Here is an 18,480-nt window from a genome sequence, read left to right on the forward strand (position 1 = left end):
CCTCCCGCCATGTTAAGGATCGGGTGCCCCGGACAACAGGTCGTAGGGCGGCAGGTTACAGGAGGATGAGTGAAGCTTCGCGTGGGCGCCGCGCTCTTCGGGCTTGGCGTCTTATTGCTGGTCTTCGCGGCCGGGCTGCCGTTTTACGTGGCCCCCGCCGTGACCAAGCTCCCCTACGATCTTGAGCCAACGACGTCCGTCGCCGAGGCGAAGAACGCCAGGTTCCTGAAGATCACGGCAACCGGGAGCTCGGTGAGCATCGAGGTTCCGCAGGGCGATCTCGTGTCCAATGTGGAGGTCATTCCACAGCCCGACGACACCAGGGATCGGCTGCCCAAGGACCTCAAGGGCGACGCGGTGATCTGGGACGTCTACCAGACGGTCCGGCGCACCGACAACCAGGACGTGGTCAGCCAGTACAGCACCGAACTCGCTCTCTACCGGATCTCCGGTGCGGCCGCCTCGTGGAAGGACCAGTGGCTCAACGAGACCGGGGCGGACGGGACTCCGGTCGGCAACGTGAAGTACACCGGCCAGATCTACAAGTTCCCGTTCGGCACCGACAAGCGCGACTACCAGGTTTTCGACCGTGACCTGAAGCGGGCTGTCCCGGCCAAGTTCGTCGGCAGCGAGAAGATCAAGGGCATCGAGGCGTACCGCTTCGAGCAGCGGATCGAGAACGAGGTGCTGGCCACCCCGGAGAGCAGCATCCAGACGCTGGTCGGCAAGTTCGCGCCCGGCGCCACCAGCGGCCAGATCGTCTACAGCAACATTCGTACGCTCTGGGTGGACCCGGTCACCGGCTCCTACGTGAACGTGCGGGAGCAGCAGCACAAGGAGTTGCGCCCCAACACCGGCACCCCCACTGTGCTGTTGGACGCGGACTTCAACTACACCGACGACACGGTCAGCCGCAGTGTCGAGACGGTCAAGGACAACCGCTTCAAGATCGGCCTGATCAGTTTCTGGGGTCCGATCGTCGCTGGTGTCCTCGGCCTGATCGCCGTCGTCTTCGGTGTGTGGCTGGTGACCCGGCCCGAGGGTGGAACGGCCCGGCACCGCGCCGAGCCGGCGTTCGACGACCCGACGCCGACCCGGGTGGACCAGGAGCCGGTGCGCGACACGGACACCGTCGAGCAGCCCAGGCCGCAGCCGGTCGGCGGGCCACTGAGCGACGAGATCCCGCCGGCTTCGACCAACTGGAAGTCGGAGGACCCGACGGTGCCGACCCAGCGGCCGGCTCCGGGCGAGGTGGAGCAGCGCTGACGCGCGTACGACCGGACGTAGGGACATGAGGGGCGGACCGCTGAGCGGTCCGCCCCTCGGTCGTGTGGCAACCCGCACGACCTGCCTGCTTTACATTTGTTATTCGATTGTAATTAGTCAATGTAGCGTCACCGTGCGCTGAGTCCGCCGCTGATCTATGCCCGCCTTGTGGACATATAGGAGGGTTGCGATGGCGAGTGCGCTCACTTTCTGTGATGCCCCACCTCCGCCTCGTCGCGCGACTGTTACCGCCCGGTAATCAGGGGGTTGTGACCTGCGCCGCAGCGGGTGCACCATCAAGCCCGATGGTTACCAGCCGGTAACAGAACGCGGGCTCCCAGTGCTGACCGCCCGCTCGGGACCGGCCACTCGCGCGCATCGACCCGAGGAGGAACCCGTGCAGGATCGGTTGGACAGTCAGGGTCGTACCCGATGGTGGCGGTTCGCCGCCATGATGGTGCCCGCCACGGCGGCTGCCGGCGCCATCCTCTTCGGAATGTCGACCGGCGCGATCGCGTCCGACATCACCGTCTCCGGACAGACGTTCAAAATCGGTGCCGACCGCCTGGAGGGCGACGGCTTCAAGCAGTACGGCGGCATCGTCCGCGAGAAGGGCAAGGACGGGAAGTCCGGCCAGGTCCACCCGATCGCTCTCTCCGAGATCAGCAGCGCCGAGCTGTACAGCCTCTGCCAGTCCGTCCGCGCCGACCTGCCGGGACTGCCGGTGGTGCTCACCATCAACGCCGGCGAGGGCAAGGAACCCGCCCGCGCCAAGGACCTGCTGATCGCGATGGACTCGTTGAACGGCAACGCGACCTTCACCAACATCAGGATCGGTCGGGACGCCACCGACCTGAACCCGACGGCGCAGGCCGGCTCGTTCGGCCAGAACTCCGACCACGTCACCATCACCAACCTGCAACAGGTGTCCCGCTACACGACGGCGGCCACGTTCAACCTGGTCGGCCTCCGACTCAAGGTCAACGTGGGTGACGACGCCAAGGGCAAGGAGTGCTTCTGAGCTGAGCCGAGGCCCGCGGTGGTCGACACCGCGGGCCGGGCCCATGCCTTCATCCCCGCTCGGTCCCGTCCCCGCTCGGCCAGGAGGAGTACGTGACAACCGCGAACCCGTCCCACGCCCGGCCCGGTGGTCCGGCTCAGGCGTGGCGGCTGTTCCGCCGCTGGCAGCGCAGCCGGCCGTTCTGGGGCGGATTGCTCATCGCCCTGGCCGGGCTGGAGATGTTCGCCTCCACCCGGATGACCCTCAACGGTCTCAGCTTCCACAGCGGTGCGACCGGACTGCTCTCGCTGCTGATCCCGATCATCCTGGTGACCTGTGGCCTGCTGCTCTGGTTCACCCCGGCGCAGCGGCTGTTCTACTCGGTCGTCGCGGCGGTCACCGCTGTGTACTCGCTGATCGGGCTCAACCTCGGCGGCTTCTTCGTCGGTCTGCTGCTCGGCATCGTCGGCAGCGCGCTCGCCTTCGCCTGGACCCCGATCCGCCCCGCACCACCCACCCCACCACAGGCCGAGATCGAGCAGGACGGCGATGGCCGAGCCTTCGCCATCGCTTTCGTGATCCTCGGCCTGGCGGCCGTCGGGCTGGCCGGTCAGCCCCGAGCGGTGCAGGCCGCGCCGAGCCGACCGGCCTCGACCGGCTGCCCCACGCCGCCCCGGGCCGTCACGCCGCCACCCAGCCGCAGCGCGGCCGCGCCGACGCCTGCCCCGAGCCCGGCACAGGGCGGCAACGTGATCACCGACATCCTGGACGGAATCGGCGATCTGCTCGGCCTCGGAGGCCGAGAGGACCCCGCGCCCTCGGTGCGCCCCACCGCCACGCCGACCAGCACGCCGGCGGGCCGGCCGACCAGCACGGCGACGCCCCGTCCCGACCCCACCGACTGCCCGGCGCAGCCACCGGGCAAGCCGACCCCGGGCAAGCCCGGCGCAGCGGACAAGCCGGGAACCGTGCAGCCGGGCAGGCCGCTACCGCGGATCGCCGCCGATCCGACCCTGCCGACTGTGGCCCAGACGCCGTCGAAGCTCACCGGGTCGTCGGTGCGGATGACCGGGCTGCGGTTCGATGGGGTCACCGACCTGCACACAGTGAAGGGCGACCTCAAGGTGCTGAAGTTCAGCATGCGGGAGGCGGTGACCACCGACTTCCTGCTGCGGGCCGACGGCCCCGCCGGGCGCGACCAGCGGTACGCGACCAACCAGTTGACCGTCCGGGGAGACGTGGCCTTCTACGCGACCCGGTTCGTCGGCCGACTGCTCGGCATCAAGATCACGCTGACTCCGGATCTGCCGCTACCGGACGGACTTCCGATCACCTCGCCCATCCCGATCACGTTCACCGACCCCACCATCGACCTGGCGTACGTCACCAGCGACACGCTGACCGCCCGCCCGGCGTTGGCACTCACCCTCGGCTGAGCGCACCGCCCCGGAATCGGCACTCGGTCGCGAGCATCCCCGGCGCGGGGTGTGGCTGCGCGCGGCGACGGACTCGTCGTACCGTCGGCGCGCGCAGCCGTGCCCGGTCAGAGCCGGGCCAGCGCCCGACGCAGCGGGTCGAGACCCAGCGCACCCAGGTCCAACGCCTGCCGGTGGAACTCCCGCAGGTCGAAATCTGCGCCCTTGCGGGCCTTGGCGTCTTCGCGGGCCTGGAGCCAGATCCGCTCACCCACCTTGTACGACGGCGCCTGCCCCGGCCAGCCCAGGTAGCGGTTCAGCTCGAAGCGCAGGTTCTCGTCCGGAACCCGGCAGTGCGCCCGCATGAACTCCCAGCCCAGTTCGGGCGTCCACCGCTCGCCCGGGTGGAAACCGAAGGGATTGTCCCTAGGGATCTCCAGCTCCAGGTGCATGCCGATGTCCACGATGACCCGCGCCGCGCGCATCGCCTGGCCGTCGAGCATGCCCAGCTTGTCGCCCGGGTCGTCCAGGTAGCCCAGCTCGTCCATCAACCGCTCCGAGTAGAGCGCCCAGCCCTCACCGTGCCCCGAAACCCAGCAGAGCAGCCGCTGCCAGCGGTTGAGCAGGTCGGCCCGGACGGCGGTCTGCGCCACCTGGAGATGGTGACCTGGCACGCCCTCGTGGTAGACCGTGGTCACCTCTCGCCAGGTGGAGAAGTCGCTGATGCCCTGCGGAACCGCCCACCACATCCGACCCGGGCGGGAGAAGTCCTCACTCGGGCCGGTGTAGTAGATGGCGCCGTCGCTGGTCGGGGCGAGGCAGCACTCGATGCGGCGGACCTGCTCCGGGATGTCGAAGTGGGTGCCGTGCAGCTCGGTGATCGCCTTGTCGGCCAGCGCCTGCATCCAGTCCCGGAATGCCTCCTTGCCCCGGATGGTGCGGGCCGGGTCGGCGTCCAGGGTGGCCACTGCCTCGTCGACGCTGGCACCCGGACCGACGATGCGCCCCGCCACGACCCGCATCTCCGCCTCCAGGCGGGCCAGCTCCGCGAAGCCCCAGGCGTACGTCTCGTCCAGGTCGATCTTGGCGCCGAGGAAGTACTGCGAGGCGAGTTCGTAGCGCTCCCGCCCGGCGGCCTGCTTGTCCCGCCCGTGCGGGGCCATCTCGGTACGCAGGAACTGGCCGAACTCGGCGGTCGCCGCGGTCGCCGCCGCCGCACCCCGACGCAGCTCCGAGCCGAGCGTGCCCTCCGCCCCGAGCCGCTCGACCAGCCCGTGGAAGAAGTTGTCACCGGTCGGGTCGACCCAGATGTCGCACTGCTTGGCCACCTCGACCAGCTGCACCTTCGAGCTGATATCACCGGCGGCGAGCGCCTCACGCAGCGTGGTCTTGTAGCCCTCGAGTGCGGCACCGAAGCCGTTGAGCCGGGCGGCGATGTTGGCCTGCTCGTCACTGGTCGCGGTCGGCATCAGGTCGAACACCATGCGGATCTCGTGCAGCCCGCTGGCGATCACGCTGACCTCGCTGGTCACCTCGCCGGCGTCGTACCGGGCGAGGTCCAGGCCGAGTCGTTCCTGCATGGCCTCCTTGGCGGTCCGTTCCGATTCGGTCTCCGGCTCGGTCACCTCCAGCTCGGCGAGCGTCCGGCGGGTGAGGTCCGCGCGCGCCAAGTAGCCGTCGGGCGAGAGGTCGTCGAGCTGGTCGTCATGGCCGGCGATGCCGACGAAGGTCGCGCCGGTGGGGCTCAACGGCGCCCACTCGGCCACGTAGCGGTTGGCGAGTTCATCAATTCGTCCCACGCTGCGACCCTACGTGACCATCCCACCCGTATGTCGCCGACGTTTGTCGTGTTGGAGCTGCGGGTTCAGGCACGGCGTGACGGCCGAAAGGCGCGCGACTTTGTCGCACGGTTGCGGCAGAGTGTCAGGGGTGACCACCGATACCACTCCTGACAAAGCGCCGGTCCGCGCCTGGCTGCCCGGCTTCGTCGCCCTCGCCGCGATCTGGGGTTCCAGCTTCCTCTTCATCAAGGTCGGGGTGGCCGAGCTGCATCCGGTCCAACTCACCCTCTACCGGGTCGTCGCCGGCGCGTTGACCCTGCTGGTGGTCCTCGCCATGCTGCGCGACCGGCTGCCTCGCGAGCCCCGGGTCTGGGCGCACCTGACAGTGGTCGCCGCCTTCGGTGTGGCCGTGCCGTTCACTCTCTTCGGCTACGGCGAGCAGCGGGTCGAGTCGATGCTGGCCGGCATCTGGAACGCCACCACGCCGTTGATCGTGCTGCCACTGGCGGTGCTGGTCTTCCGCACCGAGCGGCTCACAGTGCGCCGTGCGGTCGGGCTCGGGCTGGGCTTCGTCGGGGTGCTGGTGGTGCTCGGGGTCTGGGAGGGCATCGGCGGGGCGCACTTCACCGGGCAGCTCATGTGCTTCGGTGCGGCGGCCTGCTACGGCGTGGCCATCCCGTACCAGAAGCGGTTCGTCGCCGGCAGCGCGTACTCGGGTCTGTCGCTCTCCACCGCGCAACTGCTGCTCGCCGCCGCGCAGTTGGCCATCGTGACTCCCTTCGTCGCCGGCCTGCCGCCGCTGCCCAACGAGCTGTCGGCAGGGGTGGTGGCAAGTGTGCTGACCCTCGGCGCGCTCGGCACCGGGCTCGCGTTCGTGATCAACATGCGCAACATCCGGGTGGCCGGCGCGAGCACCGCGTCCACAGTCACGTACCTGATTCCGATCTTCGCGGTGCTGATCGGCGCTCTGGCGCTCGGCGAACGACTCAACTGGCACCAACCGGTCGGCGCGCTGATCGTGCTGCTCGGGGTCGCGGTCTCGCAGGGGATGTTCGGTCGCCGCCGGAGCAGCCCGGTCGTCGGCGTCGGCGCACCCGCCATACCCGCCGCCGAACCCGCCCGCCGCTGACAGACCACCGCGGTGGGCTGCTCAGGCGCGGATGTGCGTCCAGGTCACCAGTTGCTCTGCCGACCAGGTGTTGATCACGCGGTCGGCGGGGACGCCGCAGAGGGCGGCGCGTTCACAGCCGAACCGTTGCCAGTCGAGTTGGCCGGGCGCGTGCGCGTCGGTGTTGATGGCGAACCGGCAGCCGGCCTCCAGGGCGCGACGGATCAGGCGCTTCGGCGGGTCCTGCCGCTCCGGCCGAGAGTTGATCTCGACGGCGGTGTCGTGCTCGGCGCAGGCGGCGAAGACGGCGTCCGCGTCGAAGTCGCTCTCCGCCCGGGTACGCGCGCGGTGCCCCCGATCGCCCGGACCGGTCACCCCGGCCGGGCGGGACGACACCATCCGCCCGGTGATGTGACCGAGGATGTCCAGGTGCGGGTTGGCGACCGCCTTCACCATGCGCCGGGTCATCTTCGACCGCTCGTCCTTCAGACCGCTGTGCACCGACCCGACCACCACGTCGAGCCGCGCCAGCAGGTCGTCGTTCTGGTCCAGGGAGCCGTCGGCGAGGATGTCCACCTCGATCCCGGTGAGGATCCGGAAACCCTCCGGCAGCGCCGCGTTGACCTGCGCCACGTGGTCGAGCTGCCGACGCAGCCGCTCCGCGGTCAGCCCACGGGCCACAGTCAGCCGGGGCGAGTGGTCGGTCAGCACCAGGTACTCGTGGCCCAACTCCACAGCGGCCAGCGCCATCTCCTCAATGGGCGAGCCGCCATCGGACCAGTCCGAGTGGGTGTGGCAGTCGCCGCGCAGGGCGGCGCGTAGCGCCGTGGCCTCGGCGTCCAGGTCGCTGCCCTCGGTCGCCACCAGCCGGCGGAGGTAGACCGGTTCCTCACCGGCGAGGGACTCCGCCACGCAGCGGGCCGTGACGTCACCGACCCCGGCCAGTTCGGTGAGCGTGCCGTTGCCGGCTCGTTCGGTCAGCTCGGCCGCAGGCAGGCCGGCCAGCGCCTTCGCCGCCGACCGGAACGCGCGTACGCGGTAGGTGGCCTCGTTCGCCCGCTCCAGCAGGAATGCGATCCGGCGCAGATCGGCGATGGGATCTCTCGCGCGAGCCATGTCAGGGCGCCTTCGGGCAGCCGTGCCGGCGTTGCCACGCGGTGACCTCGGCTGCCGGTTCCCGGTTGCCACCGCCCCGCCAGGAGTCCAGGTAACGCGCCGGCCAGATCACCCCGCGCCGGATCCACCAACCGTCCTTGCCCGCGCACGACGGCGAGATGCCGAAGTGCACATGACACACGTTGTTCGCGTTGCCGGTGCGGCCCACCTTGCCGAGTTGCTGCCCGGCGCGGACCCGCACCCCGGCGTCGACGCCGCTGCTCACGACGCTCAGGTGCGAGCCGTAGTAGCGCACCCCGTCGTCGCCGAGCAGCGAGACCGACAGGCCGCCATTGTCCGGGCCCTGTGGCCCACGCTTGCGATATTTGTCGACGCGGCTCACCTCCAGCACCGTCCCGTCGGTCACCGCGACGAACGGCTCGCCGCAGTCGGCGAAGAGGTCCGTCGCCGGGTACGCCCCGTGCGTCGGGTGGTAGTCGACGTCGTCGGCGCGTACCGGAAAGACATGCTTCAGGCCGGTGCGGGGTGCCGTCGCCGACGGCCTGGCCGACGACGGCGCCGGGGCGCTCGGCTCGGTCGCCGTCGGCCTGGGCGGCTGCGACGCCGGCTGCTCGGCGGTCGCCCAGACCGCCGGCGGCGTCGGCGCGGCGCCGTCGGGTACCCCCGGCCGGGTGGTCGCGCAGCCGGCGGCCAGCACCGGGGCGAGCAGCAGCAGGATCGGGTACGCCGGACGAGCGCGGCGGCTGATCGTCGGCGAGGACATCCGGTCATCCTGGCAGAGCCGGTACCGTGGGCACGAGCGGCACGCGTGAGGGAGGGCAGCGACGGTGACCATTGCCCGACCCGACCCTGGCCCGGATTTCGGCGCCGTCCGCCCGCTGCCGCGTACCCCGTCGGGTCTCTTCCCCTCCGGGCCACCGACCCGGCCCACCTACCGCGAGCCGCACCCGGTCGCTGGCGGTGGTGTCGCCGCCGGTGGCGGCGCGGCGGCCGGTGGGCTGCTGCTGTTCGGCCTGCTCGGCACCGACGTGGCCAGCTACGCGTGGTGGACGGTGATCGCCGGCCTGCTGGCCTGGGTCACCGCCCTGGTACTGGTCCGCTACGGCGACCGAGGGGTGGCCACAGGGGTCGCCATCGTCACGGCGGGTGGCTGGAGCATCGCCGCCGCCGTGGTGGCGGTCCGCTGGGCGACCAGTGGTGACTGGCCGCTGTGGTGACCGGCACGGAGGGGTCCCGAAACCCCGCTCGGTGACTGCACCGTGTGCCCGGTTGGCTGCGTAGCGAACGCCGTCTTGACGTGGCCGCCGAGACTGGGCACGCTCGGGACTATGGCCTGGACCACCCCCCGGCAGGATCCCGATCGCAGTCGCCGTCGCCTGCAATTGCTGGCCGAGTTGGCGGGCGCCCGGGCGGTCCGCCAGCGCAGCCGACCGCAGCGGCAGCGCACCGAGCGTCTGCGCCAGCTCATCGCCACCCGCCGTCGAGTCGTCGGCTGATCCGACTTTGTCAGGAATGACCCGCCCTTCGGGGCGTTGACGGGTCGCCTGCCGACCCGACCGGCTAACGTGCACGCGTAACGAGTCGACGCTGTGTCGAGGGCTATTGGGGGGACCGTGTCGTACTTCGCTGCGGCCGTGGTGCGCGATGACAGTGGCTGGACCGCCGCCGAGGTCAGCCTGCGTGGCGCCACCGACATCGACGAGGTTGCCGACCGGCTGCGTGACGTCGACCTGGAGGCCGACGTGTCGCTGCTCTTCGTTGAGGCCGACGACGCGTACCTGGTGATCCTGCGCCTCGACGAGGGCGAGGACCTGCGGGTGTTCGGTTCGGACTCCACCTACGCCGAGGAGTCGCAGCTCGGGTCGCTGCTGGTCGGTGACCTGAAGACCTCGGTCACCGGGCTCGACGGTGACGACGAGCCACGCCCGGTGAGCACCGGTGACGAGGAGAGCGAGCAGCCCGTCGTCGACCCGGAGGCCGACCCGGTCGGTGACGCCGACCTGCTGGCCAATTTGGGCATCTCCGCGCAGAAGCTGCTGACCCTCTGCACCCACGAGGGGATGATGCCGGCGGACGTCACCGCCGAGATCTGCCAGGTGCTCGGCTGTGCCGACGAGGTCGAGGAGCTGCGTGAGGTCTGAGCCGGCCGACGCCACCGATCCGTCGCTGGAGTCGATCCGACCGGGCCAGCCGACCCCCGGCGCGGTGGGCCGCGCGGGGCCCGGCGCCCATGAGGGTTTGGCCGACCTGGGCGAGGTCGGCCGGCGACAGCGGCACGAGCTGTGGATGCGCCGCGCCCTGGAGATCGCCGTCGCCGGTCCACAAGTCGACGACACGGTCAGCACCGACGTCGACGACGTGCCGGTGGGGGCGGTGCTCTACGGGCCGGACGGCACCGAATTGGCCACCGGACGCAACGAGCGCGAGCTGACCGGCGATCCCACCGCCCACGCCGAGGTGCTGGCCCTACGCCGGGGCGCCGAGCGCACCGGCCGGTGGCGGCTGGACGGCTGCACCCTGGTGGTCACCCTCGAACCGTGCACCATGTGCGCCGGGGCGCTGGTGCTGGCCCGGGTCTCCACAGTCGTGTTCGGCGCGTGGGAACCCAAGACCGGCGCGGCCGGATCGCTCTGGGACGTGCTGCGGGACCGTCGGCTCAACCACCGCCCCGAGGTCTACGGCGGGGTGCTGGAGGCCGAGACCGCCACCGTCCTGCGCGCGTTCTTCCGCTGAGGCCGGGCCGCCGGTCAGGCCGGCGGCAGGGTGACAGTGACGATCAGACCGCCGTCCGGGCGGGGCTGCGCCTCGGCGGTGCCGCCGTGGGCCCGGGCCACCGCGCGGACGATGGACAGCCCCAGCCCGAAGCCTCGCGCGCCGACGACCCGCTCCCGCGACAGCCGACGGAAGGGCTGGAACATCGTCTCGACGTCGTAGCCGGGGATGACCGGGCCGGTGTTTGTCACAGTGAGGGTGGGCCGGCCGTCGACCAGCCCGGTGCGCACCTCCACCCAACCGTCGGCGGGCAGGTTGTGGCGCAACGCGTTCTCCACCAGGTTGAACGTGAGCCGCTCCAACAGCACCGGATCGCCGCTGGTCGGCGCCGGGGCCAGGGCCCGCCGAACCGGCACGCCGGGTGCCTGCCTCCCGGCCTGATCGGTCGTGTGCGCGCAGACCTCGGCCAGGTCGACCGGCGTACGCTCGGTCAGCTCGTTCTCCGAGTCGGCCAGCGTCAGCAGACCGTCGATCAGCCGCTCGTGGCGCTCGTTGACCGCCAGCAGAGACTCGCCCAGTCGCCGGGTCTCCGCCGAGGCGTCCGGGCGGGTGATCGCCAGCTCCACCAGGGCGCGGTTGAGCGCCAGCGGGGTACGCAGCTCGTGCGAGGCGTTCGCCACGAACCTGCGCTGCCCGTCGAAGGAACGGTCCAGCCGTTCCAGCATCTCGTCGAAGGTGTCGGCGAGTTCGCGTACCTCGTCGGGAGGGCCGGTGAGCGCGATCCGCTCGTGCAGGCCACGGCCGGCGGTGTCCGCGCCGGCGATCCGGCGGGCCGTGCCGGTGATCTGGAGCAGGGGCTGCAACGCCCGACCGGCGAGCAGCCAGCCGAACGCGATCGCCACCGCCGACACCACGATCAACGCGATACCGCCCTGGGTGAGCAGCGACTCCAACGCGTTGCGCTTCGCCTCGTCCTGCACCTCCTGCAACAGGGCGCGCAGGTTGTCGACGTTCTGCCCGCTGGGCGTCGTGGGGGAGGTCTTCGGCAGGTCGCTCAGTTTCACCCCGAACGGCTGCGGCATCCGCTGATCCACGAGCACGTACGTGACGGCGAGCAGGACCACGCCGGCCAGCAGGAAGAGCCCGCCGTAGATGAGGGTGAGTCGGGCGCGGATCGTCAGGCGTTTCATCGGATCTGGTACCCCGCCCCGGGAACCGTCTCGATCACCGGCGGGTCGCCGAGTTTGCGGCGCAGCTTCATGACTGTCACCCGGACCACGTTGGTGAACGGGTCGATGTGCTCGTCCCAGGCGCGTTCCAGCAGGTCCTCGGCGGAGACCACCACCCCGTCGGCGCGCAGCAGCTCGGCCAGCACCGCGAACTCCTTGCGGGACAGCGCCACGTGCCGGTCGTCCCGGCGTACCTCGTGTCGGGCCGGGTCGAGCTGGATGCCGGCGCGACGCAGCGTCGGCGGCGCCGCCGGGCGGGACCGGCGGGTCAGCGCGTGCACCCGGGCCGACAGCTCGACCAGTGCGAACGGCTTGGTCAGGTAGTCGTCGGCACCGAGCGCCAACCCCGCCACCCGTTCCCGGACCGCCGCCGACGCCGTCAACATCAGCACCCGGGTCTCCCCACCCGCGTCCACGATCGCCCGGCACACGTCGTCGCCGTGCACGATCGGAAGGTCCCGGTCCAGGACCACCACGGCGTACTCGTTGACGCCGAGCCGCTCCAACGCGGCGTCCCCGTCGTACGCCACGTCGACAGCGAACGACTCCCGACGCAGCCACTCGGCGATGGCGTCCGCCAGCACGTTCTCGTCCTCGACCACCAGCACTCTCACCCCTCCATGGTGCTCGGGGTGCGGTAACGGCGGCATAACCGCTGACGGTAACGCCGGGGATACGCCCGCTGCCGTGCACTGGGTGTCACGTTCGGCGAACCGCGCCGGACCTGAGCGGAAGCGGACACCATGCGACGACAGATGCTTGCGATCCCCGTCCTGCTCGCCCTGGCGCTGTCCGGGTGCGGCGCGGGAGGCGACGACGGCGGCAGGGTCGCGACCGCCGGTGGGGCGAAGGCCGAGGCCACGGCGAGCGGCACGCCGGTCAGTGACTCGGAGCGGCAACTCGCCTTCGCCCGCTGCATGCGGGAGAACGGAGTGGACATGCCCGACCCCGAGCCGGGCGGGCGTCCCGGCTTCCGGTTCGGCGCGGACGTGGATCAGCAGAAGGTCCAGGCAGCCATGGAGAAGTGCCAGGACAAGCTGCCCAACGGCGGGCAGGGACCGCAGCTCGACCCCGAGCAGGCCGAGCAGATGCGGACGCTGGCCAAGTGCATGCGGGAGAACGGGGTGCCGGACTTCCCGGACCCGGACGCCGACGGGCGGGTCCGCATCGGGACGGGGGGCAATGCGATCAACATCGGTGACCCGGCCATGAAGGCCGCGCTGGAGAAGTGCCGGCAGCACGCGCCGCAGTTCGGAGGTGGCCGGTGACGGGCGCCATCCGACGCTCGCGGCTGCGCGCCGCCGTCACCGGCGGCGTCGTCCTGCTGGTCGCAGCGGTGGGCGTGGTCGCCGCTGTGGGCTTCGGCGGCGGCACCGACGGGGGCCGCGCCCAGGCCGGCAGCGCGCCGCCCGCCACCGCCACTGTCACCCGGCAGACCCTCGCCGACTCGGAGACCGCGGACGGTGAGCTGGGGTACGGCACGACGCGTACCGCCACGGCGAAGCTCAGCGGCACCGTCACCGCGCTGGCGGCCACCGGGTCGACGGTACGGCGGGGCAGGGCGCTCTACCTGGTCGACAACGAGGAGGTGGTGCTGCTCTACGGCGGGCTGCCCGCGTACCGGACCCTCGCCTCGGGGGTGGAGGGGCCCGACGTCACGCAGTTCGAACGGAACCTCGAAGCGCTGGGCTACACCGGCTTCACTGTCGACGACGAGTACACCGGCGCCACCGCGGATGCCGTCCGGGACTGGCAGGAGGACCTGGGCCTGGCCGAAACCGGTCGGGTCGAGCCGGGGAGGATCGTGTACGCCGACCGGGAGGTCCGGGTGGAGAGCCACCAGGCCGACGTCGGCGACCTCACCCAACCCGGCCAGGCGGTGCTGACCTTTACCGGCACCAGCCGGGTCGTCACCGTCGAACTGGGCATGGACGACCAGCGGTTGGCCAAGCGCGACGCGAAGGTCACCGTGCGGCTGCCGGACGGCGGGGCGGTGGCGGGCACTATCAGCACTGTCGAGACGGTCGTCCAGGCCGGCGCGGCCGGCGCCGACGGGCAGGCTGGCGACGCCGAGACGAAGATCGAGGTGACCGTCGCGGTGACCGACCCGAAGGCCCTCACCGGCTTCGACCAGGCCAGCGCGGATGTCACCTTCACCGTCTCGGAGCGCCGCGACGTGCTCACCGTGCCGGTGGCGGCCCTGTTGGCGTTGGCCGAGGGCGGCTACGGCGTCCAGGTCGCCGAGGGCGACGCGAGTCGGGTCCTCGCGGTGACCACCGGGTTGTTCGCCGACGGCCGGGTCGAGGTCACCGGTACGGGCCTCATCGAGGGCACGACGGTGGTGGTGCCGACGTGAGCGGCGAGGTGATCGTGCTCGACCGGGTCAGCAAGCGGTACGCCGGCGGCGTCGTCGCGTTGGACGACGTGTCGCTGCGGATCGGCCACGGCGAGTTGGTCGCGATCGTCGGCCCATCCGGATCGGGCAAGTCGACAATGCTGCACCTGATCGGCACCCTGGACCGGCCGTCGACGGGCAGCGTCCTCATCGACGGGTACGACGCGGCGAAGCTGACCGACCGGGAGCTGTCCGCGTTGCGGGCCACCCGCATCGGCTTCGTCTTCCAGCAGTTCCACCTCGCCCCCGGCGTTCCGATCGTGGACAACGTGGCCGACGGGTTGCTCTACTCCGGCGTACCTCTCAGGAGGCGGCGGGACCGGGCGGAGGCCGCGTTGGTCCGGGTTGGCCTGGGCCACCGGTTGGGGCACCGGCCGCACGAGCTGTCCGGCGGGGAACGGCAGCGGGTGGCCGTGGCCCGCGCGGTGGTCGGCGAGCCGGCGGTGCTGCTCGCCGACGAGCCGACCGGCAACCTGGACTCCCATTCCGGTGCCGGGGTGTTGGAGTTGCTGCACGACCTGCACCGCGCTGGCACCACCGTCGTGGTGATCACCCATGACCGGGAGATCGCGGGAAGCCTGCCCCGGCAGGTGCGGATGCGCGACGGCGCGGTGCGGCACGACTCGGCCCTCGCGTCGGGCGGGGTCGGCTGATGGCGACGCTGACCCCGGCCCGACTGCGGCCGGCGGACGTCCTGCGCGTCGGTGGGGTGGGGCTGCGGACCCGTCCGCTGCGGGCGTTCCTCTCCGCGTTGGGCATCGCGATCGGCATCGCCGCGATGATCGCGGTGGTCGGCATCTCCTCGTCGTCCCGGGCCGAGCTGGACCGGGCGCTCGACGCGCTCGGCACCAACCTGCTCACCGTCGAGCCGGGCAGCACCCTGTTCGGCGCTGACGCGCAACTGCCCGAGGAGTCGACAGCGATGATCGGGCGGATCGGCCCGGTGACCGAGGTGTCCGCGACCGGGCAGGTGCCCGACGCCAAGGTGTACCGCTCGGATCGGATTCCGGCGGCGGAGACCGGTGGCATCGCCACCCGGGCGGCCCGACTTGACCTACTTGGCACCGTGGGAGCCGAGGTGACCACCGGCACCTGGCTCAACGAGGCGACCGCCCGCTACCCGGCGGTCGTGCTCGGCGCCACCGCCGCGCAGCGGCTCGGGATCACCTCGGCGGACCCGCAGGTGCAGGTGTGGCTGGGTGGGCGGCCGTTCACAGTGGTCGGCACCCTCGCCGCCGCACCGCTCGCCCCGGAGCTGGACACGTCGGCGTTGATCGGCTGGGCGGCGGCGGCCGAATACCTGGGCTTCGACGGTCACCCGACAACCGTCTACACCCGGGCACAGGAGTCACAGGTCGAGGCGGTCCGGTCGGTGCTCGGCGCGACCACCAACCCGGAGGCGCCGAACGAGGTCGAGGTGTCCCGGCCCTCGGACGCGCTGGCCGCCGCCCAGGCGACCGACGACGCGTTCACCGGCCTGCTGCTGGGCCTGGGCGCGGTCGCCCTGCTGGTCGGTGGGGTCGGTGTGGCGAACACCATGGTGATCTCGGTGCTGGAACGCCGAGCCGAGATCGGCCTGCGCCGGTCCCTCGGCGCCACCCGCGGTCAGGTACGGGCCCAGTTCCTCACCGAGTCGCTACTGCTCTCCGCGCTGGGCGGGATCGGTGGGGTGGTGCTGGGCATCCTGGTCACCTCGGGCTACGCGCTGTCGCAGGACTGGCCGACAGTGGTGCCGGCCTGGGCGATGCTCGGCGGGGTGGGCGCGACAGTGGTCATCGGCGGCTTCGCCGGCCTCTACCCGGCGGTGCGCGCCGCCCGCCTCGCGCCGACCGAGGCCCTGGCAGTCGTCTGACTTCTGCGGCCTCTTGCGGGCGGACGGGTCGGGCGGGTCGGACGCGAAAGAGCGTGATGACTGTGCGGCATCTTGATGCCCCACAGTCATCACGCTCTCCGCGGTGTTGCCCGCCCGGTCAGACGGCTCAGGCGATGATCGTGTCGAGGGCGATCTCGACCATCTGGCTGAAGGTCTGCTCGCGCTCCTCCGAGGTGGTCTTCTCACCGGTCTTGATGTGGTCGCTGACGGTCAACACGGTCAGCGCGCGGGCCTTGAACCGGGCGGCGATCGTGTAGAGCGCCGCCGACTCCATCTCCACCGCCAGCACGCCGTAGTCGGCGAGGGTGTCGTAGAGGTCCGGCCGGTCGGTGTAGAAGGCGTCCGCCGCCAGGATCGGCCCGACGTGCATGGTGATGCCGCGCCGCTCGGCCGCTTCGACCGACGTACGCAGCAGCCCGAAGTCGGCCACCGGGGCGTAGTCGATCAGCCCGTCGAACCGCATCCGGTTCATGTTCGAGTCGGTGGACGACCCGATCGCCGCCACCACGTCCCGCAGTTGCAGGTCCGTGCTGAGGGCACCACAGGAGCCGACCCGGATCAGCGTCTTCACGCCGTACTCGTTGATCAACTCGTGGGCGTAGATGGAGGCCGACGGCATGCCCATGCCGGAGCCCTGGACGGAAACCTCGACGCCGTTCCAGCGGCCGGTGAAGCCCAGCATGCCCCGAACCGTCGAGTAGCAGGTAGCGCCCTCGAGGTAGGTCTCCGCGATCCACTTGGCCCGCAGGGGGTCACCCGGCATCAGGACCCGCTCGGCGATCTCGCCCGGCTTCGCGCCGATGTGCGTACTCATGGCAAAGATCCTGCCAGGCCGGCCCGGGCGATACCGGTTCGGCGTCGGAACCGGCGGTCCTGTACCCTCGTCGGCGGTGGCGTGTCCGAGCGGCCTAAGGAGCACGCCTCGAAAGCGTGTGAGGGTTAACGCCCTCCGAGGGTTCAAATCCCTCCGCCACCGCTCTGAAATGCAGAAACGCCCGGTCGATCCGCGAGGATCGACCGGGCGTTTTCGCGTCAGAGCTGCTGCTCGCCACCGTCGACGAACAACTCGCCACCGGTCATGAAGCTGCTCTGGTCGGAGGCGAGGAAGAGCGCGGCGTTGGCGATCTCGTCCGGGTGCGCCATGCGCTGCATGGGCACGCCCGAGGCGATGGCCTGGAGCAACCCGGGGGCCTCCGCGGGGCTGGGCGCGAGGCCGGCGAGCCCGGGGGTTTCGGTCGAGCCGGGCACCAGGGTGTTCACCCGGATCTTTCGGCCAATCAGCTCGGCGGCCCAGGTGCGGCCGAACGAGCGGATGGCCGCCTTGGACGCGGCGTAGACGCTGAACGCCGGGGTGCCGTTGCTGGCGGCGGTCGAGCCGGTGAGCACGATCGACGCGCCCTCGTTGAGCAGGGGCAGAGCCTTCTGCACTGTGAAGATGGTGCCGTAGATGTTGGTGTCGAAGGTGTTGGCCACGTGCTCGACAGTGATCGAGTCGAGCGAACGGAACTCACCACCGCCGGCGTTGGCGAACACCACGTCCAGCCCAGCGCCCCGCTCCTCGATCGCTCGCATGACCCGGTCCAGGTCGTCGAGCTTGCTGACATCGCTGGCGATGCCGGTGACGTTGGCGCCGATGCTGGCCACGGCCTCGTCCACCGGGCCCTTGCGACGGCCGGTGACGAAGACGTACGCGCCTTCGGCCGCGAAGCGGCGGGCGGTGGCCAGGCCGATGCCCGTGGTACCCCCGGTGACGAGAGCGGTCTTGCCGTCGAGCTGTCCCACGATGGATCTCCTCTGTTGGGGTGTGGTCGTGTGCGGCCGGCCGGGCCTCAATCATTTTGTACCGAGCGGTACGTATCCGACCGTAGCAACCATCGGCCGGGTCCGCAAATTTCTGTACCGATCGGTTTTCGCTGCCGGTAGGATGGGCGCAGAAGGGTGGTGGGCTGTGCCGCAGCGAGGGCGACCACGGGGCTTCGACGCCGACGAGGCGCTGGAGCGCGCCGTCGAGGTGTTCTGGCGTCAGGGGTACGAAGGCGCCTCGGTGACCGACCTCACCGAGGCGATGGGGATCAACAAGCCCAGCCTCTACGCCGCCTTCGGCGGCAAGGAGGAGCTGTTCCGCAAGGCCGTGGCCCGCTACGCCGAAAAGGACATGGGGTACGCGCGGGACGCCTTCGCCCAACCGACCGCGTACGAGGTGGTCGCCACCCTGCTGCGCGAGAACGTGGTCGCCGTGACCCGGACCGACCGGCCGGCCGGTTGCCTGTCGATCCAGGGCGGCACCAGCTGCTCCACCGAGAACGCGCCGATCGCCGGGTTCCTCGCCGCCAGCCGCCTGGGCGGTGAAGGCGCACTCGCCGACCGGCTCGCCCGCGCCGTCGCCGAGGGTGACCTACCCGCGCAGGCCGATCCGGTCGCGCTCGCCCGCTTCATCATGATCGTGACCGAGGGGCAGGCGGTGCATGCCGCCGCCGGCGTCAGCAGGGAAGACCTACGACAGGCCGCGGAGATCGCGCTCGCCGGTTTCGCCGCCGCGTCCGGGGCGCGACTGCCGGAGTCGGCCACTCAGACGCTCTGAACGG

Annotated in this window: 20 protein-coding genes and 1 tRNA gene; 14 read left to right on the forward strand and 7 right to left on the reverse strand. The window is 71.1% G+C overall.

Annotated elements, in window-relative coordinates; genetic code table 11:
- Nucleotides 1-69: 69 nt before the first annotated feature.
- From ACLJOK_RS33215 to ACLJOK_RS33225, 3 genes are all read left to right on the forward strand, one after another.
- On the forward strand, nt 70-1,266 hold the full coding sequence (locus ACLJOK_RS33215; RefSeq protein WP_410822436.1) for a DUF3068 domain-containing protein: 1,197 nt from the start codon (nt 70-72) through the stop codon (nt 1,264-1,266).
- 397 nt (nt 1,267-1,663) lie between these two features.
- Nucleotides 1,664-2,287, forward strand: a complete 624-nt coding sequence (locus ACLJOK_RS33220; protein WP_112700053.1) for a DUF6230 family protein — start codon at nt 1,664-1,666, stop codon at nt 2,285-2,287.
- A 92-nt stretch (nt 2,288-2,379) separates the two neighbouring features.
- Nucleotides 2,380-3,702 (forward strand): DUF6114 domain-containing protein, encoded by a 1,323-nt coding sequence (locus ACLJOK_RS33225; RefSeq protein WP_410822437.1) that lies wholly within the window; start codon nt 2,380-2,382, stop codon nt 3,700-3,702.
- A 107-nt stretch (nt 3,703-3,809) separates the two neighbouring features.
- On the opposite strand, the gene ACLJOK_RS33230 is transcribed toward ACLJOK_RS33225, so the two are convergent.
- Nucleotides 3,810-5,480 (reverse strand): DUF885 domain-containing protein, encoded by a 1,671-nt coding sequence (locus ACLJOK_RS33230; protein ID WP_410822438.1) that lies wholly within the window; start codon nt 5,478-5,480, stop codon nt 3,810-3,812.
- Between the two features lie 130 nt (nt 5,481-5,610).
- Here ACLJOK_RS33230 and ACLJOK_RS33235 point away from each other — a divergent pair, with 130 nt between their 5' ends.
- On the forward strand, nt 5,611-6,591 hold the full coding sequence (locus ACLJOK_RS33235) for a DMT family transporter (protein ID WP_410822439.1): 981 nt from the start codon (nt 5,611-5,613) through the stop codon (nt 6,589-6,591).
- A 21-nt stretch (nt 6,592-6,612) separates the two neighbouring features.
- Here the strand turns inward: ACLJOK_RS33235 and ACLJOK_RS33240 are convergent, their stop codons facing one another.
- Nucleotides 6,613-7,686: a PHP domain-containing protein gene (locus tag ACLJOK_RS33240; RefSeq protein ID WP_410822440.1), complete on the reverse strand. Its 1,074-nt coding sequence runs from the start codon at nt 7,684-7,686 to the stop codon at nt 6,613-6,615.
- A gap of 1 nt (nt 7,687) precedes the next feature.
- Nucleotides 7,688-8,521 carry a M23 family metallopeptidase gene (locus ACLJOK_RS33245; RefSeq protein WP_410822441.1) on the reverse strand — a complete coding sequence of 278 codons (834 nt, stop codon included), beginning with the start codon at nt 8,519-8,521 and terminating at the stop codon, nt 7,688-7,690.
- Between ACLJOK_RS33245 and ACLJOK_RS33250 the strand changes: the two genes are divergently transcribed.
- From ACLJOK_RS33250 to ACLJOK_RS33265, 4 genes are all read left to right on the forward strand, one after another.
- On the forward strand, nt 8,514-8,903 hold the full coding sequence (locus ACLJOK_RS33250; RefSeq protein WP_410822443.1) for a hypothetical protein: 390 nt from the start codon (nt 8,514-8,516) through the stop codon (nt 8,901-8,903). The two genes, ACLJOK_RS33245 and ACLJOK_RS33250, sit on opposite strands and share 8 nt — an antisense overlap.
- A gap of 111 nt (nt 8,904-9,014) precedes the next feature.
- A complete protein-coding gene (locus tag ACLJOK_RS33255) occupies nt 9,015-9,182 on the forward strand; it encodes a hypothetical protein (RefSeq protein WP_167493094.1) in 168 nt (55 codons plus the stop codon).
- A gap of 117 nt (nt 9,183-9,299) precedes the next feature.
- Nucleotides 9,300-9,827 carry a tRNA adenosine deaminase-associated protein gene (locus ACLJOK_RS33260; protein ID WP_410822444.1) on the forward strand — a complete coding sequence of 176 codons (528 nt, stop codon included), beginning with the start codon at nt 9,300-9,302 and terminating at the stop codon, nt 9,825-9,827.
- A 145-nt stretch (nt 9,828-9,972) separates the two neighbouring features.
- Nucleotides 9,973-10,419, forward strand: coding sequence for a nucleoside deaminase (locus ACLJOK_RS33265; protein ID WP_410822490.1), 447 nt, complete (start codon nt 9,973-9,975; stop codon nt 10,417-10,419).
- Between the two features lie 14 nt (nt 10,420-10,433).
- Here ACLJOK_RS33265 and ACLJOK_RS33270 read toward each other — a convergent pair whose 3' ends face one another.
- Complete coding sequence (locus tag ACLJOK_RS33270; RefSeq protein ID WP_410822445.1) at nt 10,434-11,588, reverse strand: sensor histidine kinase; 1,155 nt, start codon at nt 11,586-11,588, stop codon at nt 10,434-10,436.
- Nucleotides 11,585-12,241 carry a response regulator transcription factor gene (locus tag ACLJOK_RS33275; RefSeq protein WP_410822446.1) on the reverse strand — a complete coding sequence of 219 codons (657 nt, stop codon included), beginning with the start codon at nt 12,239-12,241 and terminating at the stop codon, nt 11,585-11,587. The genes ACLJOK_RS33270 and ACLJOK_RS33275 overlap by 4 nt, the downstream gene beginning before the upstream one ends.
- Before the next feature lie 141 nt (nt 12,242-12,382).
- On the opposite strand from ACLJOK_RS33275, the gene ACLJOK_RS33280 reads away from it, so the two are divergent.
- Genes ACLJOK_RS33280 through ACLJOK_RS33295 form a run of 4 tightly spaced genes read left to right on the forward strand, consistent with a single transcriptional unit; the run spans nt 12,383 to nt 15,874 of the window.
- Nucleotides 12,383-12,895, forward strand: coding sequence for a hypothetical protein (locus tag ACLJOK_RS33280; protein ID WP_410822447.1), 513 nt, complete (start codon nt 12,383-12,385; stop codon nt 12,893-12,895).
- On the forward strand, nt 12,892-13,983 hold the full coding sequence (locus tag ACLJOK_RS33285) for a peptidoglycan-binding protein (protein WP_410822449.1): 1,092 nt from the start codon (nt 12,892-12,894) through the stop codon (nt 13,981-13,983). Before ACLJOK_RS33280 ends, ACLJOK_RS33285 begins: the two co-directional genes overlap by 4 nt.
- An 8-nt stretch (nt 13,984-13,991) precedes the next feature.
- Nucleotides 13,992-14,675, forward strand: a complete 684-nt coding sequence (locus tag ACLJOK_RS33290) for an ABC transporter ATP-binding protein (RefSeq protein ID WP_410822491.1) — start codon at nt 13,992-13,994, stop codon at nt 14,673-14,675.
- Nucleotides 14,675-15,874 (forward strand): ABC transporter permease, encoded by a 1,200-nt coding sequence (locus ACLJOK_RS33295; protein WP_410822450.1) that lies wholly within the window; start codon nt 14,675-14,677, stop codon nt 15,872-15,874. The genes ACLJOK_RS33290 and ACLJOK_RS33295 overlap by 1 nt, the downstream gene beginning before the upstream one ends.
- A 127-nt stretch (nt 15,875-16,001) precedes the next feature.
- On the opposite strand, the gene deoD is transcribed toward ACLJOK_RS33295, so the two are convergent.
- Nucleotides 16,002-16,709 carry a purine-nucleoside phosphorylase gene (gene deoD / locus ACLJOK_RS33300; RefSeq protein WP_410822451.1) on the reverse strand — a complete coding sequence of 236 codons (708 nt, stop codon included), beginning with the start codon at nt 16,707-16,709 and terminating at the stop codon, nt 16,002-16,004.
- 75 nt (nt 16,710-16,784) lie between these two features.
- On the opposite strand from deoD, the gene ACLJOK_RS33305 reads away from it, so the two are divergent.
- Nucleotides 16,785-16,871, forward strand: a tRNA-Ser gene (locus ACLJOK_RS33305).
- Nucleotides 16,872-16,927: 56 nt separating this feature from the next.
- On the opposite strand, the gene ACLJOK_RS33310 is transcribed toward ACLJOK_RS33305, so the two are convergent.
- Nucleotides 16,928-17,677: an SDR family oxidoreductase gene (locus tag ACLJOK_RS33310; protein WP_354947919.1), complete on the reverse strand. Its 750-nt coding sequence runs from the start codon at nt 17,675-17,677 to the stop codon at nt 16,928-16,930.
- Nucleotides 17,678-17,843: 166 nt separating this feature from the next.
- On the opposite strand from ACLJOK_RS33310, the gene ACLJOK_RS33315 reads away from it, so the two are divergent.
- Nucleotides 17,844-18,476, forward strand: a complete 633-nt coding sequence (locus ACLJOK_RS33315; protein WP_410822452.1) for a TetR/AcrR family transcriptional regulator — start codon at nt 17,844-17,846, stop codon at nt 18,474-18,476.
- Nucleotides 18,477-18,480: the final 4 nt, after the last annotated feature.

The sequence above is a fragment of the Micromonospora sp. 050-3 genome, assembly GCF_046549335.1.
GTDB lineage: Bacteria > Actinomycetota > Actinomycetes > Mycobacteriales > Micromonosporaceae > Micromonospora > Micromonospora trifolii.

Coding starts and splice junctions, on each gene's coding strand:
- ACLJOK_RS33240 (WP_410822440.1), bottom strand. CDS start 7,686: ATGGCTCGCGCGAGAGATCCCATCGCCGATCTGCGCCGGATCGCATTC.
- ACLJOK_RS33245 (WP_410822441.1), bottom strand. CDS start 8,521: ATGGTCACCGTCGCTGCCCTCCCTCACGCGTGCCGCTCGTGCCCACGG.
- ACLJOK_RS33255 (WP_167493094.1), top strand. CDS start 9,015: ATGGCCTGGACCACCCCCCGGCAGGATCCCGATCGCAGTCGCCGTCGC.
- ACLJOK_RS33265 (WP_410822490.1), top strand. CDS start 9,973: ATGCGCCGCGCCCTGGAGATCGCCGTCGCCGGTCCACAAGTCGACGAC.
- ACLJOK_RS33270 (WP_410822445.1), bottom strand. CDS start 11,588: ATGAAACGCCTGACGATCCGCGCCCGACTCACCCTCATCTACGGCGGG.
- ACLJOK_RS33280 (WP_410822447.1), top strand. CDS start 12,383: ATGCTTGCGATCCCCGTCCTGCTCGCCCTGGCGCTGTCCGGGTGCGGC.
- ACLJOK_RS33295 (WP_410822450.1), top strand. CDS start 14,675: ATGGCGACGCTGACCCCGGCCCGACTGCGGCCGGCGGACGTCCTGCGC.
- deoD (WP_410822451.1), bottom strand. CDS start 16,709: ATGAGTACGCACATCGGCGCGAAGCCGGGCGAGATCGCCGAGCGGGTC.